At 36.9% G+C, this 17,775-nt stretch carries 15 protein-coding genes and 1 tRNA gene; 11 read left to right on the top strand and 5 right to left on the bottom strand.

What is annotated here, in order from left to right; all coding sequences use genetic code 11:
• The 3 genes from PHX18_01340 to PHX18_01330 form a co-directional block, all read right to left on the bottom strand.
• A complete protein-coding gene (locus PHX18_01340) occupies window positions 1-1,629 on the bottom strand; it encodes a hypothetical protein (GenBank protein MDD3593252.1) in 1,629 nt (542 codons plus the stop codon).
• Window positions 1,629-2,834, bottom strand: coding sequence for a hypothetical protein (locus tag PHX18_01335; protein ID MDD3593251.1), 1,206 nt, complete (start codon window positions 2,832-2,834; stop codon window positions 1,629-1,631). The genes PHX18_01340 and PHX18_01335 overlap by 1 nt, the downstream gene beginning before the upstream one ends.
• Window positions 2,835-2,909: 75 nt before the next feature.
• The gene (locus PHX18_01330) at window positions 2,910-3,692 is read right to left on the bottom strand and encodes an electron transfer flavoprotein subunit beta/FixA family protein (GenBank protein ID MDD3593250.1); all 783 of its coding nucleotides are present in this window, start codon (window positions 3,690-3,692) and stop codon (window positions 2,910-2,912) included.
• A 110-nt stretch (window positions 3,693-3,802) separates the two neighbouring features.
• Here PHX18_01330 and PHX18_01325 point away from each other — a divergent pair, with 110 nt between their 5' ends.
• Complete coding sequence (locus PHX18_01325; protein ID MDD3593249.1) at window positions 3,803-4,690, top strand: NAD(P)H-hydrate dehydratase; 888 nt, start codon at window positions 3,803-3,805, stop codon at window positions 4,688-4,690.
• A gap of 22 nt (window positions 4,691-4,712) precedes the next feature.
• Here PHX18_01325 and PHX18_01320 read toward each other — a convergent pair.
• Window positions 4,713-4,788, bottom strand: a tRNA-Arg gene (locus PHX18_01320).
• A gap of 620 nt (window positions 4,789-5,408) precedes the next feature.
• On the opposite strand from PHX18_01320, the gene PHX18_01315 reads away from it, so the two are divergent.
• The 3 genes from PHX18_01315 to PHX18_01305 all read left to right on the top strand — a co-directional run bounded on the left by PHX18_01315 (window position 5,409) and on the right by PHX18_01305 (window position 7,253).
• Window positions 5,409-5,909, top strand: coding sequence for a PadR family transcriptional regulator (locus PHX18_01315; protein ID MDD3593248.1), 501 nt, complete (start codon window positions 5,409-5,411; stop codon window positions 5,907-5,909).
• Between the two features lie 103 nt (window positions 5,910-6,012).
• A complete protein-coding gene (locus tag PHX18_01310) occupies window positions 6,013-6,429 on the top strand; it encodes a MerR family transcriptional regulator (protein ID MDD3593247.1) in 417 nt (138 codons plus the stop codon).
• 2 nt (window positions 6,430-6,431) lie between these two features.
• Window positions 6,432-7,253 carry a phosphodiester glycosidase family protein gene (locus PHX18_01305; protein ID MDD3593246.1) on the top strand — a complete coding sequence of 274 codons (822 nt, stop codon included), beginning with the start codon at window positions 6,432-6,434 and terminating at the stop codon, window positions 7,251-7,253.
• 142 nt (window positions 7,254-7,395) lie between these two features.
• Here PHX18_01305 and PHX18_01300 read toward each other — a convergent pair whose 3' ends face one another.
• Window positions 7,396-8,274, bottom strand: coding sequence for a sugar ABC transporter permease (locus tag PHX18_01300; GenBank protein MDD3593245.1), 879 nt, complete (start codon window positions 8,272-8,274; stop codon window positions 7,396-7,398).
• Window positions 8,275-8,347: 73 nt separating this feature from the next.
• Between PHX18_01300 and PHX18_01295 the strand changes: the two genes are divergently transcribed.
• Genes PHX18_01295 through PHX18_01265 form a run of 7 tightly spaced genes read left to right on the top strand, consistent with a single transcriptional unit; the run spans window position 8,348 to window position 17,379 of the window.
• On the top strand, window positions 8,348-9,304 hold the full coding sequence (locus PHX18_01295; protein ID MDD3593244.1) for an MlaD family protein: 957 nt from the start codon (window positions 8,348-8,350) through the stop codon (window positions 9,302-9,304).
• Between the two features lie 10 nt (window positions 9,305-9,314).
• The gene (gene upp, locus PHX18_01290; protein MDD3593243.1) at window positions 9,315-9,998 is read left to right on the top strand and encodes a uracil phosphoribosyltransferase; all 684 of its coding nucleotides are present in this window, start codon (window positions 9,315-9,317) and stop codon (window positions 9,996-9,998) included.
• A 49-nt stretch (window positions 9,999-10,047) separates the two neighbouring features.
• On the top strand, window positions 10,048-12,552 hold the full coding sequence (locus PHX18_01285; GenBank protein MDD3593242.1) for a glycoside hydrolase family 38 C-terminal domain-containing protein: 2,505 nt from the start codon (window positions 10,048-10,050) through the stop codon (window positions 12,550-12,552).
• A 24-nt stretch (window positions 12,553-12,576) separates the two neighbouring features.
• A complete protein-coding gene (gene rlmN / locus PHX18_01280; GenBank protein MDD3593241.1) occupies window positions 12,577-13,605 on the top strand; it encodes a 23S rRNA (adenine(2503)-C(2))-methyltransferase RlmN in 1,029 nt (342 codons plus the stop codon).
• On the top strand, window positions 13,605-14,387 hold the full coding sequence (gene pgeF, locus PHX18_01275; GenBank protein MDD3593240.1) for a peptidoglycan editing factor PgeF: 783 nt from the start codon (window positions 13,605-13,607) through the stop codon (window positions 14,385-14,387). Before rlmN ends, pgeF begins: the two co-directional genes overlap by 1 nt.
• Window positions 14,387-15,682, top strand: coding sequence for an SEC-C metal-binding domain-containing protein (locus tag PHX18_01270; protein ID MDD3593239.1), 1,296 nt, complete (start codon window positions 14,387-14,389; stop codon window positions 15,680-15,682). The genes pgeF and PHX18_01270 overlap by 1 nt, the downstream gene beginning before the upstream one ends.
• A gap of 2 nt (window positions 15,683-15,684) precedes the next feature.
• Complete coding sequence (locus PHX18_01265) at window positions 15,685-17,379, top strand: tetratricopeptide repeat protein (GenBank protein MDD3593238.1); 1,695 nt, start codon at window positions 15,685-15,687, stop codon at window positions 17,377-17,379.
• The last annotated feature ends 396 nt before the right edge of the window (window positions 17,380-17,775 follow it).

The following is a 17,775-nucleotide window of genomic DNA, read 5'->3' as shown; positions in this document are numbered from 1 at the left end:
TTAAGCCGAAGCAAATTGTATTAAATCACTATCTTTTAAGTATTTTTGACTTGTAAAGATGTTGTTCATATGAGAATCTATTCCGCCTGTTTTTTCAAACCCCGATTTTTCACCCAAAACATTAATGAAATCAAGCATTTGGGCAGGAATAATTCTCTCAGGGTTCGAACTTACGGGATAATCCTGATAAAAAGCTTCATGAAAGGCGGTTTTGCCCTTCATATAGGTTTTCAGCCTTGTGTATAAGTCCTCAATAATCTTTTGTACATCAGGTGAATTTTTATTGTCTAAATATACAAACCCGGGGTGCGCTATTCCAAGCATTGAATCATTTATATTTGCATAAGCTTTTGCTGCATCATCAAAATTCAGCAGTGCCGGAGGATGTACAGTCATACCTTTTGACGGGTCATTGAATTCCCGTTCTATACGCTCTAAAAGAGTCTTGGCCTCATCGCTTACTTTTTTAAAATATTGGGTAAAATCTTCCTGAATTGAAGAAGGCGAAGTTTGTTTGATTTTAGTTGTTACGTATTTATGCGCGCTGTCTAAATAATTAGCCCAGTAAGGTGCATTCGGTTTTAAATTGGAATTATCAATTTTAATATGTGAAAAATCAAGGTCGGTCAACTTTATACCTTTTTCCTGCAGGGTTTTTAAAAATGCCGGATTTTTTTCTATTATGTCGGCAAAAATCAGCCTGAATTGCATATAATCTTTCATGGAATATTGGCTGAAATTAGGCGAAGTTAATATAGACGGACGGATTTTTGCATATCCTTCCAGACTGTATTTAAAACCGAACTTTTGTAAAACATCACCGTACAGTTCGTTCGCTTTATTAAAAGCATTTGAAATAGCCGATTTTAAATCATTGGTTTGTTTTGCCTGTAAGGCTCCTACTTTGGGGTCAAAAGGGTTTATACAGTAAGAAAGCATATGGACACAGGTGGGCTTTTTGGCGAATTGCGAGTGAAAATTAGTAGAAATTTCCGTACCCAAAACCACTCTTAAGTTCTTAAATTGGTCAGGGTTGCGGGCAATAATTTCAAGCGCTTCTTTGCAGCCGTTAATTCCATCGTGGTCTGTAATAGCCATTATAAAAGGTTTGCCGTTGTCTTTGAAATATCTGTTGGCATACTTTCTTGCGTGGTTCAAAAGTGCTTGTACGCTTAATTGTCCGTCGGAATTTTGTGTGTGTAGATGCAGGTTCATACCGAATTTGGTTTTTTGTGATGCAAAAGTATTCAAATCAGGAAGTTTATATATTTCAGGTGTTGTTTGGGCTTTTTTCAGAATATGTAAAAATTCGCCTTTACCCAATACCGAACGTAAATCCGCAAATTTCGCAGGGTTTAACCCCATAGCGGTAAGGAGGTTTTTGCGATAAAGAATATCTTGGGGAAATTGCATCACTTCTCTTCTTGCAATATTTGCAATATCATACATTTTTTTGCCCCCTAAACCTGCGATGGTCAAGAATGCCAGTGCGCCAAGATAAACCACAGGATTAATGCCGGGAGATGGACCTACAGTTGATAACCTGACGGAAGCTGCTACAGAAGGGTTATTATTCGGCAATAACGCAGAAGGATTTTTAATATTGCTTATATGTTTTACTTCAGGCATTATGTTATCTCCTTGATTAGTCCGCTATAGGTATCTTCGGTAGGTTCAAAATACTTGTCTTTATTGATATTATCCTCACTTGCGCCCATTATCATATCTTTTATAATAGCAAATTTTTCGTTAATTGTCATAGAAGGGTATGCCTTAATCATTTCTTTTCTGCTTGAAATTTTAGGTTTCGGATGTTGTGTTGCGCATAAGGCGTGAATCTGTGAAACATTTGAAAATAAGAACATAGGAGAGTTTTCCAGTGATTTTTTAAGCGACATTTTTTCTTGCTTATCAAACAACATTTTACCTTCTTTAAAACTTTCCGCTAAAAATGCAAAATTCTTAATTTCTTCTTTTGAATACGTTTTGTCTTGGGATTTATCAAGTATTTTGGCTAAATCACGTAAAAACACGTTAGCGGCTATACTATCGTGCAGATATTGTTTTTTTAGTGAAAGGTACGCCCGTGCTTTACGCGGACTTATATTGAGTTTGTTTTCTACAAAATTATTTAGCTCCAACACCTGTTTTAAAGTATAAACTTGAGGAAAGGCAGAAGGATGGTTATAGCTCAATATTCTTTGGTCGGTTTCAAACCACATGTAGGATTTAAACTTATCTACAAGTGTTTTTTCATCGTCAGAGCCGTCCCCCCTTATAATTACAAACGATGCATCCATATCACTCCCGGGAAGCGCCATGTTCCGTAGTGTAGAGCAATAACCGTAACCAGCCCATAAAACGTCATTATGATTGGTTTTTGTGGAGGTATTACCTATATATTCGGCATTAATCATCCCTTTTATAAATTCTCTTTCCATTTTTTCTGAAACTGTTTTTAAATCGGGAAACCCCGTAAAGTCCTCATAAAATTTGATGAATTTAACTTTTTCTTCAAGAGAAGCCAGTTTGTCTAAGAATGAATAATTATTAAGCCTGATTTGTTTATTTTCAGGTTTAATCTCATCATCGTAAATGTTTATATAATCGCCGTTGCTTAAAGATGCATAATAATTCGCTGCCTCTTTTGCCGTTATACAATTTGCTGCCTTAGGCACGCAAAGAAGAGTACCGCCAAAATTAATGCTTTGAGTACTTTTGGTAAATACATCGGATTGCAAACCCAAGGATTGCCCATATTCGGTTTTATTTAAATTTGAATTAACTACTCGCCTACATATTGTATTTGAGCCTATGGAATTAATTTTCATCAAAAAACATGCCCGATTATTGCACTATTGATAGTAATGCTTAAAACTCCGATAATTTGTTATTTTTTCGTTTGAAAGTTAATCAATTTTAACCTTTTCAAGGATTAAATTGCACAATTCTTCCATGGAATCTGCGCTCAAAACTTCTCTTTTGCGGTTATAATCAGGGGTAAACGTCTTTGCAACACAGGTAGGCGAGCCTTTAAACCCTATGACTTCTTCACTTATATTTATAGTTTCTTTGTCTGCACTTTTTACATCGGCAGAGTAAGAATTTATATAACCTTTTATTGTAAAATGCCTTGGTGTACATTCGCTTTGAGCAACACAAATCAATAACGGCAAAGGGCTTTGAATAGTATATGTGCCTTCCGGAATTTCTTTTTGGACGGTGATTTTATCTTGCGTAATTTCTATAAATTCGCTGACGTAAGTTATTTGCTCTAAACCGAGATGATGAGCCAACGCAGGACCTGTTTGTGCTGTATCACCGTCAGAAGCAAACTGTCCGCAAATTATCAAGTCATAGTCTTTAACCATGTTTTTTATGGTATGGGCTAATGTAAGGCTCGTAGCTTGGGTATCAGCGCCGGAAAATTTTTTATCCGTTGCAAGTACTGCGCAGTCAGCGCCTTTTGCAACAGCGGTTCGGAGCATTTTTTCGGCTTGCGGCGGACCCATAGATACAACAGTGATTTTGGCGGAAGGTATTGTGTCTTTTATTTTCAGCGCAAATTCAAGCGCATATTCATCACATGGGTTGGTTACGCTTTCCACCCCTTCTCTAATCATTGTGCCTTTATCGGTCCATTTGATGTCCTGCGTGTCAGGCACTTGTTTTAAACACACTACAATATTCATAAAAACACCTCGCAGGCTTATTATAGCATATCAGGTAAAATTAATCTGCCCGCAATGCAGGTAATTTTTATGCTATGGACAAAATCGGCAATATAAGTTAACCTCGATTTATGAGCGAAGAAATTTTCACACAAAAAGAGTTTGTAAAAGAGCTGCTGCCGAAAAGACAGCCAAATTCTCACAAGGGTACTTACGGAGCGGTGTTAAATATTGCCGGGTCTGTGAATTATTCGGGCGCTGCGTTTTTGTCATCAATTGCCGCTCTCAAAATCGGTGCAGGTTATGTTACTGCTGCCTGCTGCAAAACCGTTGCCAATTCTTTAAGGGCCGTTTCGCCTGATATAGTGCTTCTGCCTTTGGAAGAAAAAGACGGCTGCATTGCAGTTTGTGAATACAGAAAAATTCTTGAAATTTTGCCTAAATATACGGCTGTATCAATCGGCTGCGGCTTATCCTCAATGCTTTACCGGCAGAATAATATTGAAAAATTTATGGAAAATTTTCTTGCCGAAATAAAAGATATTACAACCCCTATTGTTATTGACGCTGACGGGTTGAATATAATAGCAAAACTAAATATTACAAATCTTCCCCAAAATACCGTTTTAACTCCCCATACAAAAGAATTATCGAGGCTTTTAAATGTCAATACCGATGAAATAACCGCAGACAGAACGAAATATGCTAAAATCGCGGCAAAAAAATATAATGCGGTTGTGGTTTTAAAAGGCAGCCAAAGCGTCATTATAGACGGTGAAAAGGTATTTATCAATCCGACCGGCAACTCCGCTCTCTCTAAAGCCGGCGCAGGAGATGTGTTGACAGGGATAATTGCAGGGCTTTTAGCGCAAGGGTTATCGCCTTTTAACAGCGCAGTTTGCGGGGTTTATATCCATGGGCTTACAGGCGAAGCGGCTTCTTTGGAATTAAGCGAATATTCGACAAATGCGTCTGATTTATTGACCTTCCTGCCCAAAGTTGTGAAAAATTTACTATGAATGTAATTTAAAGGCTTAAAATCGTGCTTGGGGGGATTCGAACCCCCGACTAACCCGGCTTCGGAGACCGGTGCTCTATCCTGCTGAGCTACAAACACAAGAATTGATTATTCTATCTTATCAGCAGGATAGAGCAAAATCTATATTTAGTTGCGCTTTTACTTCGTAAAAGACACAACAGGCCTGCTGAGCTACAAACACAAGAATTGATTATTCTATCTTATCAGCAGGATAGAGCAAAATCTATATTTAGTTGCGCTTTTACTTCGTAAAAGACACAACAGGCCTGCTGAGCTACAAACACAAGAGCTGATTATTCTATTTTATCAGCAGGATAGAGCAAAATCTATATTTAGTTGCGCTTTTACTTCGTAAAAGACACAACAGTCCTGCTGAGCTGCAAACACAAGAGCTGATTATTCTATCTTATCAGCAGGATAGAGCAAAATCTATATTTAGTTGCGCTTTTACTTCGTAAAAGACACAACAGTCCTGCTGAGCTACAAACACATAAACGAATATTAGAGGTTTGAAAGTCGGCAAGATGGCTGCAGGGAAAGGTTATAGAATGTTTTATTTTCGAGCTTCCAAGCTGCCCGACTTACCAACTTTTATTATTATATAAAGAATTTATAAAATATAGTCAATTTAACAATATTTTTTTATAAATATGTGATATAATATCATGATGGGTATAAGTTAAAATGTGAATGTTACAATGAATGAATTTCTAATCTTATACATTTTAAAAAAACAACCGACAAGCATGTATGAGATTCAACAGTTCATAAACAAGCATTTTAATTTGTATGTAAAAATCAGTGTAGGGACTATTGCACCTGTCTTGAAAAAATTAGAAGCAGCTAATCTGATTGAGGCAGAGAAAAAAATATCCAATGGAGGTCAGCGCAAACATATTTTTAAAATCACCGGGGAAGGGCAGATTATTTTCCATAATTTAATTGTCATGCCTATATCGGGAAATCCTCAAAGTTCACAAAAAGAAATAAATATTTTATCCTTAATTATAACTGATAGTATTTTTTCAAATGAGGAACAAAAGTTATTGGCAAAAAAAATTATATGCGCTCTGAACAATCAATTAATATTGATTAAAAACCACATACAAGCCTTTAACCGAGATATAGAATATTTAAAAATATGTTGTGAAGAAACAGAAAAAAAGATAAATTACTATAAAAATACTTTTATTGAATAATATTTGTATACATTTTATCAAATATTTTTGAGTATTACTTTTTTAGTAGTTTTTATTGTATAATGTATAGTTACTATAGTCTATAAAGGAGTATTATTTTATTATGGCGACAAGAACAAAGACAAAAAATGCGGCGGGAATGATTGATGCAAATGCACCGATTTTCTCTATCAGTATTATTGCAGAGATGTTAGAAGTACATCAAAGAACTCTCAGGATATACGATGAAGCAAAATTATTAGTTCCTCAAAGAACTCCTAAAAATCGTCGTTTATATTCAATGGAAGACGTAGAACGCGGTAAATTTATCCAGTATTTAACAAGGGAATTGGGTATTAATCTTGCGGGCGTCAGAATCATATTTAATTTGCTTGAACAGTTGAAAGTTTCCAGCAGTGATTATATTAAACACGTTAAAAAGGTTGCCTTATCTCTTAATATTTCGCTTGAAGATCAGGAAAATAAGAAGAAAATGTTACTTAAAAGAGGCAGAAAACCTTCTGTAAAAGCAACCGTTTAAAAATGAAGAATTTTTTAATCCGCTTTAAATTGCTTATTGTTTTTGTACTTTATCTTAGCTGCGCAGCTCTTCAGGCAAACGAGAAAATATGCACATTTTCAAATAACAACGGATTATATATTTTTTCCTTTAAATTAAACACTAATATTGAAGTATCACCTTATGTTTCCGATAGATTGGAATCTGTCGATACAATAGCTCAAAAAACCGGTGCAATTGCAGTAATTAACACCGGTTTTTTTGACCCTAAAAATAAAAAAAGCGTTTCTTACGTTAAGCAAAATGGTATAGTTCTTGCAAATCCTAAAGAAAATGAAAATTTGACCCAAAATAAAGAATTGCAGCCTCATCTTGAAAAAATATTTAACAGGGTAGAATTTCGTGTTTTAAAATGTCAGGAAAAATTAACGGCTGATATAACTTATCCTTCTGTTCCTGTTCCCGAAAAATGTGAACTTGTATCATCAACGCAGGCAGGTCCTATGCTTTTGCCTGAAATGGATTTGGAAAAAGAGTTTTTTGTAGTAAAAAAAGACGGTAAAATAATCAGGGACGGCGCTTCTATGACAGCAAGGGTTGCACGCAGCGCTGTTGCCGTGAAAGATGACCAAATATTTTTCATAGTTACAGACAAAAATCACCCCTTGACGATTTTTGAGTTGCGCAAAAAGCTGCAAAATCTGGGGGTACAGCAGGCAATGGGCTTTGATGGCGGCGGTTCGGCTTCTTTGTTTGTCAAACAAAATAATGGCAAAGATTTCTTTTACACGGCAGAAAATGATAATATTTCGCGTAATATCAAGTCGGCTTTGATTGTTAAATAATTGTAAAAGCTAAGAAGCCTGAGAGTTTAAGAGGTGTCTTTGCAGTGCCGGGGGCATTTTTATTGTTCTTTGACTGTTTGATTTAATTTGCTAAATTGCTCTTGAGTGCGAAGGCAAGCCATAAGAAAATTCAGATAACAAACTAATCTTCGCCGTAAACCCATTTTTTACGGGTAAACCATTGTATAGCTGTTAAAGATAGTATTACAAAGAACAAAATAAATGCTATGGCTGAAGCTTTTCCTATTTTGAAAAATTCAAACGCATTTTTGTACATCCAATAAACAAGTACGGTGGTTGAATTTTCAGGTCCGCCCTGCGTCATTAGATAAATCAAATCAAATACCTGAAATGATGAAATAGTGGTAATTAAGCATACGAACAAAATCGTCGGGCTTAACATCGGCAAGGTAACGTTAAAAAACTTCTGCAAAGCTGTTGCACCGTCAATTTCTGCCGCTTCATTAAGACTATCGGGAATTGTTTGCAGACCCGCAAGCAAAATCAGCATATTATAGCCGATATTTTTCCAAACGCTTACAAAAATCAAAACCGGCATTGCCAAAGCCGTATCATAAAGCCACTTAAGCTTCATATTAATCAGCCAGTTGACTATTCCGTAATTCGGGTCGAATATCCACGCCCAAACTACAGCTACTACTATCATAGGTGTGATAAAAGGGATAAAATAAATCGTCTTTAAAACTCCTGAAAATTTGAGCTTATTATTTAAAACCACAGCCAAAACCAAAGGAATAATTACCCCGAATATAGTTGTAAAAATCGCATATATCAAAGTGTTTCCAAGTATTTCCCAAAAGAATTTGTCCCAAAGCAAAGCGCTGTAATTTGCTAAACCTACAAACTTTGGCTTGGAAAGCAAATCCCAATCCAAAAAACTGAAGTAAAAAGAGCAAAATATCGGCAAAATTATAAATATCAAAGTTCCTATCAGAGCAGGCGATATAAAAAGCCATGCGCAGAATTTTTCTTTTAATATTAACTCTTTTAAAAATTTCAATTTCTTCTTATGCCCTTATTACTTATCTTCACGGTTACTTGCAGCGGTGCTTCAAATATTATATTATTGAATTATGAAAAAGTCACATTTTGCAGAAATAATTATACTGGCTATATTTTTAGGAACGTTTGTATTTGCGGGTTTTAAACTGGTTCAAAATCTTTTTGATTACGGCAAAGTTTACCACCTTGTATTTAAAGATATTGACAGGATAGAAATAGGTTCGCCGGTGAGAATTATGGGTGTGGATATAGGACATGTAACTAAAATTCATACTATTTATGATGAAATTTATGTTGATTTTGTGGTACTCAACCCTGATATCACAATCCCGTCCGGAACGGTTGCCTCTATTCAATTTTCAGGTTTGGCGGGTTCACGCTCGATTGAATTAAGTCCGCCTTCGTTCGCTAAAGGAAAAGCCGGTCTTATTGTCGAAGAGCCAATAAGAATATCCGCCGCAATGGATGTTTCCAAATCCTTTATAAAAGCTACAATGATGACAGCTAAAGGGTTATCGACTTTTATAGGGGATAGAAACTATCAGGAAGTAAAAGCCCAAACCCAAAAATTTAAAAATGAAACAGCAAAGCTGAACAGAGATGTTAAAATAATATCGAATAACATAGAACAAGGCGGAACAACCTTGCGGCATAATATGAAGAACGCAAATGTAATAATGGGGCATTCGTATAATTATGCCGAGAATATTAATGATACTGTTAACTTCCCCAAAATATTATCAGTGGCAAAGTATTCCAAACAAAGCCTTAAGAACTATACCCGTTTAATTGACAGTAACCGAAAAGCCATAAGACGATATTGCGTAAAAACCGGTCAGATATGCAAAAAAACAGACTGCTATATCCCTCACATGCAGCGGTTTTCGCGTTTAAACACCAACACCGAAAAATTCCGGCAGCAAGCAGAGGTGTTAGACAGCAAAATTACCACTCAAAATCTTGAGAAACTTGAAACAAATATGGAAAAAGCCAAAACTGTTACACAAAAAATTAACAATGCTATATAAGGAAAAAATTATGCACAAAACAGAAGAAGAACAAAAAGTAAATATAAGCGTTTGCAACCATCCTATTGCCTTGCAAAACCTTGCTATAATGAGGGATAAAAACACTACCCCCGAACTATTCAGAAACGCAACCAAAAGGCTTGCCGAGGTATTGTTTTTTAGTGCAACAGACAACCTGCCTGTGGTGGAAAAAGCTATCGCAACCCCTATGACACAAGCAAGTGTAAAAGTGATTGACCCTAATGTACAGGTTATCATTGCACCGATTTTGCGTGCTGCTCTTTTGTTTTCAGAAGTCGCTCTTAACCTTTTGCCGGACGCAATAGTCCAGCATATAGGGCTTTACAGAGATGATGAAACACTGGAGCCGGTATGGTATTACAACAAACTGCCCGCTATATTTGAGAACCCCAAGCGGACTTATGTTTATATTTTAGACCCTATGCTTGCAACAGGCGGCAGTGCGCTTGAAGCCATTAAACTTTACCTGCAAAAAGGTATCCCGCAGGAAAATATCCGTTTTGTCTGCCTTTTGAGCGTAGAGCAGGGCATTAAAAAAATTCATTCAAAATACCCTAACGTAAAAGTAGTAACGACCTGGATTGATGAAAGATTAAATGAAAAAGGCTATATAATACCGGGTCTTGGCGATGCAGGCGACAGAACATTTAATACAATGTATAAGGTGAGATAGTTTCCCCAAAAACATTGCCCTGATGTGAAAAAACGGTTACAATCAGAGTATGAAAAAACAAGTTTTTGCATACTTACAAACCCACTGGGACAGAGAATGGTACAAGCCTTTTGAAGAATACCGAATAAGGCTTGTTCGTGTACTTGAGGATATTTTTAACAAGCTTACAGCAGGGCAGATAAATTCCTTTTATCTCGACGGGCAAACGGTTGCTCTTATTGACTATTTGGAACTTTATCCTGAAAAAGAAACGTTTGTAAAAAATTTAATCAAAGAAAAAAAACTGTTTATAGGTCCTTTTTATGCGCTTACGGATGAATTTTTGGTAAACGGCGAGAGTTTAGCACGTAATCTTTTGTATGGTATCAAATATTCCCAAAAAATGGGAATGTCGGATTTTGCGGGATATTTGCCTGATGCTTTCGGGCATAACGCCTGTATGCCTATGCTATTTGAACTGACTGATATTAAAAACGCTCTTGTCTGGCGCGGCGCAGGACATGAAAAATCAGAATTTCTGTGGAAGTTTAATAATTATCAAGTCCGGGCAACCTTGCTTGTTGAAGGCTATTTTCAAGATTATTTGTCCAAAAAAACCGCTGCGGTCAGAACCGCAAAGAACATAGAGGGTTTTTTGGATAATATTTCTAAATATAATTTGACGGAAAATATACTTTTGCCGATAGGCGCTGACCATTTGGGCTGCTGCGATAATTTGAAGCAGAAAATCAGCTATTTGAATAAATACCTTAAAAATTATGAGATAAAACTTTCAACTTTGGAAGAGTATTTTAATACGGTTACCGCTGCTTGCGGTGAAAACATCAATACAATTGAGGGTGAACTCAGGGATAACAGCAGGAACTCGATTTTGCCGTCTTGTTTTTCTTCAAGAGTTTATCTGAAACAGCAAAATGCTTCTGCTATGTGGAATTTGGGTAAAATAGCAGAACCGTTGGGCGCAATTTGTGCTTGTGTTTTTGGCGAAAAATCATTTCATAACGAGCTTCAAAACGCCTGGCATTTACTTTTACAAAATCACGCCCATGACAGTATTTGCGGCTGCAGCTTAGACAGCGTCCACAGGGAAAACGAGATGCGTTTTGAAAAAATCGAACAAATAAGCCAAAGTGTTTTAAATGAAACGCTTTTTGCGCTTGAGCGCAAAATAAAAAAAGATGAATTTTTTGCGCTTAACCTTTCTAATTTCAAATACAGCGGTGTAATCAGGCTTATTTCAAACAAAAAACTTCCGCTTCAAAAATTAAGGTCGTTTAAAGCATTTCCGCGTTCAATTTCATACGATATTCACAATATTCCCGTGCAGGAAAATTACAAAACCTGCTATGAGTACGCTCTTTTAGGCAAGGATTTGAAACCTTTTGCACTAACGCCGCTGCAAATTACACCGCCTGAGAAAACAGCGTTGAAAGTTTTGCCAAACGAGCTTGAAAATGCTATTATTCGCATAAAAGTTAATAAAAACGGCAGTTTAGATATCAAAAATAAACTCAACGGTTTAGAGTTTAAAAACCTTCATCAGATTTTTGATATAGCCGATGTCGGCGACAGCTATAATTTTTCACCTGTTATGGGTGATAAACCGCTCAAAGCGCAGTTTATTTCTTCCAAAATTGCCCAACAGGGCAAAGTATTATGTTCACTTGAGCTGAAATATACGCTCAAAATCCCTGCCGGCGTTATTGCAAACGGCATGAAGAAATCCACCCGCTCCAAAAAACTTTTGAAACATGATTTTAAACTTGTTATAGAATTAGCAGAAAATTCACCGCGGCTTGATTTTAAGCTTATTTTTGCAAATAAAGCCAAAAATCATATGCTAAAGCTTAATTTTCCCCTGCCTAAAGATATTACAACAACTTTAAGCGAGGATAATTTTGGGGCTATAAAAAGAGCATTTTCGCCTGAATATGAGCTTGAAAAACTTCTTCCTGCCCCTAAAAATGTCGAAGTTTCTCTGAACACAGGCGCCCTGCAGCGTTTTGTCCAGACACAGGGATTATGTGTTTTAACAAAGGGCTTGAATGAATATGAAGTTTATAAAAATAACCTTAATATAACGCTTATGCGGGGGTTTGGCGAGATTGCGCAAAAATCTCTGCTGACACGCAACACGGCAGCGGGTCCACCGTTGCCCACTCCTGGAGGGCAGTGTTTGCGGGAATTTGAGCAGGAATATGCCCTTTTGTTAACTGAAAATATTGATGAAATGTTTGCTCAAGCTGATTTTTTCTACAATCCTGTTGTTACGATGCAAGGTTTCGGCAAAAAGACGGTTTTGCCTGATTTGAATTTGCACCACCAATCAGAAGGGGTTTATGTCCACTCTGTAAAAGAAGCACAATCAAAAGACGGCTTGATAATCAAAATCTTTAACTATAATGATGTTGAGAAGAAAATACACATAGACTTTGGCGCGAAAGAAGTTTTGGAAACAGATTTATTGGAAAATATCGTCAACAAAAAGAATTTAGCCGATAAGGCCGTTGCGCTGCCGCCGCAGAGTATTAAAGTTTTTAAACTGATTTTTTAAATGATTTTGTAATACAATAAAGTTATGGAAAACACGGTTATATTAAGCTCAAAAACTTTAAAAGAACTTGAAGAAACGGTTGAGGCATTGGGAGAACCAAAGTTCAGGGCAAAGCAGCTGCATTCCTGGATTTACAGCAAATTCGCTTCGGATTTTGACGAGATGAGCAATATTTCTAAAGCATTTAAAGCTAATCTTGAGCGAAACACTGTTCTAAGCAACGTTTTCATCAAAAAAAAGCAAATAAGTACAGACGGTACGGTTAAATATCTGGTAGAATTTGCGGACGGCAACCGTGTAGAATGCGTACTTATGCGTTTTGATAACCGCCCTAATTTGACGGCTTGTGTAAGTTCACAGATAGGATGTGCCGTAGGGTGTGTTTTTTGCGCTACAGGCAAGAGCGGTTTTGTGCGTAATTTAACACCGCAGGAAATAGTTGAGCAGTTGATGGTAATGCAGCGCGATACGAAGCTGCGTATTTCTAATGTTGTTTTTATGGGACAGGGCGAACCTTTGCTGAACATTGATAACGTTTTAAAATCAATTGAGATTATTAATACAGAAGTCGGAATCGGCATTAGGCGTATAACGGTATCTACAAGCGGTATAATTCCGGGGATACAAAAACTCAAGGAAATTGATTTTCAGGCGACCGTGGCGCTATCTTTGCATGCCCCTAACAGCCAAGTCCGTCAAAAACTTATGCCTGTTGAGAACAAATACAATATAAACAATGTAATCAAAGCTATGGAAGGGCTTGTAAACCATACGGGCAGACGTGCAACCATAGAATATACTATTATAAAAGGGGTTAATGATTCTTTGGAAGACGCCCATGAGGTTTTGGCGCTTTTGAAAAACCTTCATTGCAATATAAACATAATCCCTTATAATCCTGCTTGCAATGAGGATTTTGCAAAACCTTCCATGGAGCAGATTAACAAATTCAAGTTTATTTTAGAGCGCTCAAGCCATAAAGTAACGGTTCGCCTTGAGAGGGGGGCTGATATTGATGCAGCTTGCGGGCAGTTGAGGAGCAGGGCGGAGTAATGTTTTATTTTGAAACAAAACAGTTCATGAAATCGGATATTTTTGACAACAGTATATTATCCCATGTTTTTACAACAAGAAAAGATAACAAAAACCCTTACGGATTTAGCATGAGCAGCAAAGATTTCGGCAATACGGATACAAAATTTATACTCCAAAACAGAAAAGCCGCCTGTGATTATTTGCAGGTTGATTTTGACAAACTGCTTATCCCCGAACAAAAACATACCGCAAATATTGCGGTGATTGCGCAAGATACACAGCAGCCTTATGATTTATCTGATACTGACGGTGTTATAACAAATATTACAGGGCTGCCGGTTATGTTATTGTTTGCGGATTGTATAGGGTTGATTTTGTTTGACCCTGTCAAAAATGTTATGGGTATAATCCATGCCGGCTGGCGGGGCAGCGCAGAGAGAATAGCTCAAAAAGCAGGCTTGATTTTTGTCGAGCAGTTTAATTCAAACCCTGCCGATATAAAAGTTGCGATAGGGGCAGGGATTTCGCAGTCTTGTTTTGAAGTATCCGAGGATATTGCCCGACAGTTGAATATGACTATTGAAGGTGATTATGCTAATATATTTTCTAGGACCGCAGACGGGATAAAAGTTGACTTGAAAATGATTAATGCAATTCAGCTTAATAAAATCGGAATAAAAAATATTGATATTTGTAATTTTTGTACAAGCTGCGGCGTTAATACTTTTTATTCTTACAGAAAAGAAAACGGCAAAACAGGCAGACACGCTATTTTAGGATGCTTAAAGGAGAAAAATTAATGTTGGTTCAGGAAAAAAATGAACAAATATCACAAGTGATAAGCAAAATTTATATGTATATTAATTCAAACCTTAATTTGAAAAAAGATTTGCAGGATTATTATTCAATGACAGGGATAAAAGAAGGCAGCGAAAAAATTCTTTCGACTGCAACTATCAACTATATTTTTGAGCGCAGAATAGGCAAAGATAAAAAATCTGTATTTGATTTGGCGCTTGCGGGTATGCCCCACATTACGGAAAAAGAAAAATCAATCATTAAGTCCCTAAAAGACAGCATTAACGGCGTTTTTCAAGTTAGACGTATTTTAAAAGACGGTTTTGAGCTTTTTAACTATATTAATGAAAAGCTGTATTTTGCCAAGCCGCTCGATAAAATGGTGCGCTTTAAAGGCGTTAGTGTCGGCTGTTTTTTAATAGCAAGAGTGGTAAAATTTGAAGATGAATATCATTTGTATCATATTTTGGAACATATAAGCTACAAAGACCGCGAAAAAGCTTTTCAGCTGGTGGTTACAAGACAAGCCCAAAATCCGGTTTTAATATACCGTGATAACCCTGAAAAACTTCAAGAGCTTAAAGCTATGGCTTCAGATATTACTGCCAAATTCAACAACTTTTTTAAAGCACAATTTACTACAACTTCAAACAAAAAAATTGATGAATTAATTCAGATTTTCAACGAGTATATGGACGGCAGCAGAAAAATCTCCGACCAAAAAATTCAAAAGTATATTGATACACCCGCCGCCGACAAATTTTTTGAAGTAACTGAATTTTCAAGCGGAAACGATTTATTCCAAACGACAAAACAGGGATTTTCTTCACACAAAAAGCCTTACGGAGTTACTTTGATAGCCGATGAGCGCTCGGGATTGAATGTTGTTCCGTTCTTTGATGTGTTTATGAATATCTTTGAGTCTGATGATTACACCAAAATTGAAGGCTACAAAGAATGCATGGAAGAATTTGTACAAAAGGTAAAGGTTCCGCCTATTGCACTTCAGTTGGCTTACGAAAAATACGGTGAAAAATTTCTTTCACGGGTGAATGAGATTTTGGAAACTAAGTTTAAATCCCTTGACGAAATTATGGCAACATATAAAAAATTCTACCTTGAGAATGAATTTTTCTCATCGACAACAACGCTGTATTCTTCTTTGGCATTTAAAAATCTGTTAAATAATTTTGAAGAAAAAGACAGCATTATGCCTGTACAAAAGGTTGGGCGCAACGACCCCTGTCCTTGTAACAGCGGTAAAAAGTACAAAAAATGCTGCGGCAGGGGGGTATAAAAATGGACGAACCAAATTCAGCGGCAGGCGAAATCACTCTTAAGACCTACGATGCCAGGGTAGAAAAAGTTTTTGAATATTTGAACAATAATGACTTGGACAATGCAAAAATTTATCTGATGAAGTTTATAACCGTTGAGCCGAACCATCCCCATGCCTGTTTTATTATGGGACAAATATTAGAATCAGAGGGCAACTTTATGGAAGCCGCTGATTACTACGAAAGGGTTTATAACCCTGATATGGCGCCTGAATTTCAGCAGCGTGTCGCTATGGTTTTTGAAAATGCCGACAGGTATGATTTAGCTTATACGGTTTATAAAGACCTCTATGCTGCTGACCCTCAAAATCAGGATAATATTGAGGTTTTGGCGCATGCCTGTTTGATTTTAGGCAAAAAGGAAGAAGCTGCGGAATATTATAACAAACTGCTTACTATTACTCCTGATAATGACGTGGCGTTAAGGCAGCTTGCGGAAATTTATGAACATACGGATAAACTTATGTATCACCTTACAAGAGCAAGGATTTTTGAGCTTGAGAAGTCTTTAAACCACATGGAGAGCGAGTACAAGAGGGCTTTGTCTTTGGCGCAGGATGAGCAGGATGTTTTAACCGTCAGATACAGGCTTGCGAAATGCTATAAGGATAAGAAAAAATTTCATAACGCATTGGACGAATATCTTGCAATCCTCGGTATGACGGAAGAAAATTTTAATGTGTTTATGGAGCTTGCAGAAATCTACACTGAATTGAATAATATTGATGCCGCTATTGAGGTTCTGAAACGTGCTTTGAAAATTTATCCCGATAACAAAAAAGCAATGACGGAACTGGCTGATTTACTGCTTGAAACCGAGCATATGTTTGAAGCGCAGCAGCTTTATGAAAAGCTGCATATGGCGGAACCGAACAACGTAAGCCTTAATGTCAATTTGGCAAAAGCTTATCTTAAACAATCCAAAAAAGAAGAGACAAAAAGAGTTTTGCTTGAAACCGAAAAGCTTCAACCCGATGATAATGAAGTTTTAACGGCTTTGGCAGGGTTCTACTCGCTTGAAGAGGATTTTGACGAAGCGCAAAAATACTGCGAGCGTATTATTAAAAAATTGCCTAACAGCCCTTTAGGTTACCGTAAATTGGCTCAAATGTACGAACTTAAAGGCGATAACAGCAAAGCTCATTATAATTTCGGGCTTTATCATCAGCTAAAAGGTGAAATTCAGGACGCAATCGATGAATTTACGTGGGCGGTTCATTATGATGATAAGGATTATCAGGCCATAAAAAAACTTGCTAACCTTCAAGCACAAGGAGAGGAAAAATATCAGGCGCTTGATTTTTACGAAAGGCTGGCAGAGCATGAGCCTGACAGGGAATTTGCGGTGAAAGAAGCGTCAAAAATTCATATTGCTCAAAAAGAATACGATTTGGCGCATTTAAAATTGCAAAGTATTCTTGATGAAGGGACAAAGGATTTTGAATTTTATTTGCTCAATGCGGATTGTCTTTATCAAATGAAGGATTTTGACGCCGCGCTTGAGAATTATAAGTATTATGACGAGAATTCTAACCTTTGTACCGACGATGAGCATGTCAAATCACGTATAAAACAGCTCGAATCGCATGTGCAAAACCCTTATGAAAATAATCTGTTATCAAAAATTTTAAAGTTTTTTGATAAGGAAGAAGCCTGATATAGCTTGAGTTCATCCCATATCGTTAAGTTGTATTAAGAAAGTATATACTTAATATGGCAATCTTTTATGCTGAAATGTTTTTAATAAAGTATGAGAGCTAAGAAATCACATAGAGAGATTTTAAGAGAGATTTTAATTAAACCCTAAATACCCCTTATTACCCAGCCCACGGAATTAATCAAACCCTTGGGTTTTTTTATGCGCCGCAAGCAGAGTGTGAAGCCGATGCGCTGCAAAAAGGCTGCGGTGAGCAGGCTTTGTAGCAAGCATAATACCACCGCCGTTGCGGAGCGAAGCAATCTACATTGAAACAAATTGCGACAGCAATTTCGCTTTCAATGATTGCACAGGCGGAAAAATGCGCAAGCAGAGTGTGAAGCCTGAAAAGACTTG

The sequence above is a fragment of the Candidatus Gastranaerophilales bacterium genome (genome assembly GCA_028696075.1).
In the GTDB taxonomy this organism is placed as follows: Bacteria; Cyanobacteriota; Vampirovibrionia; order Gastranaerophilales; family JAILCC01; genus JAQVHS01.
The sequence above is the reverse complement of the archived record's forward strand: the minus strand, read 5'-3'. Positions and strand labels throughout refer to the sequence as shown.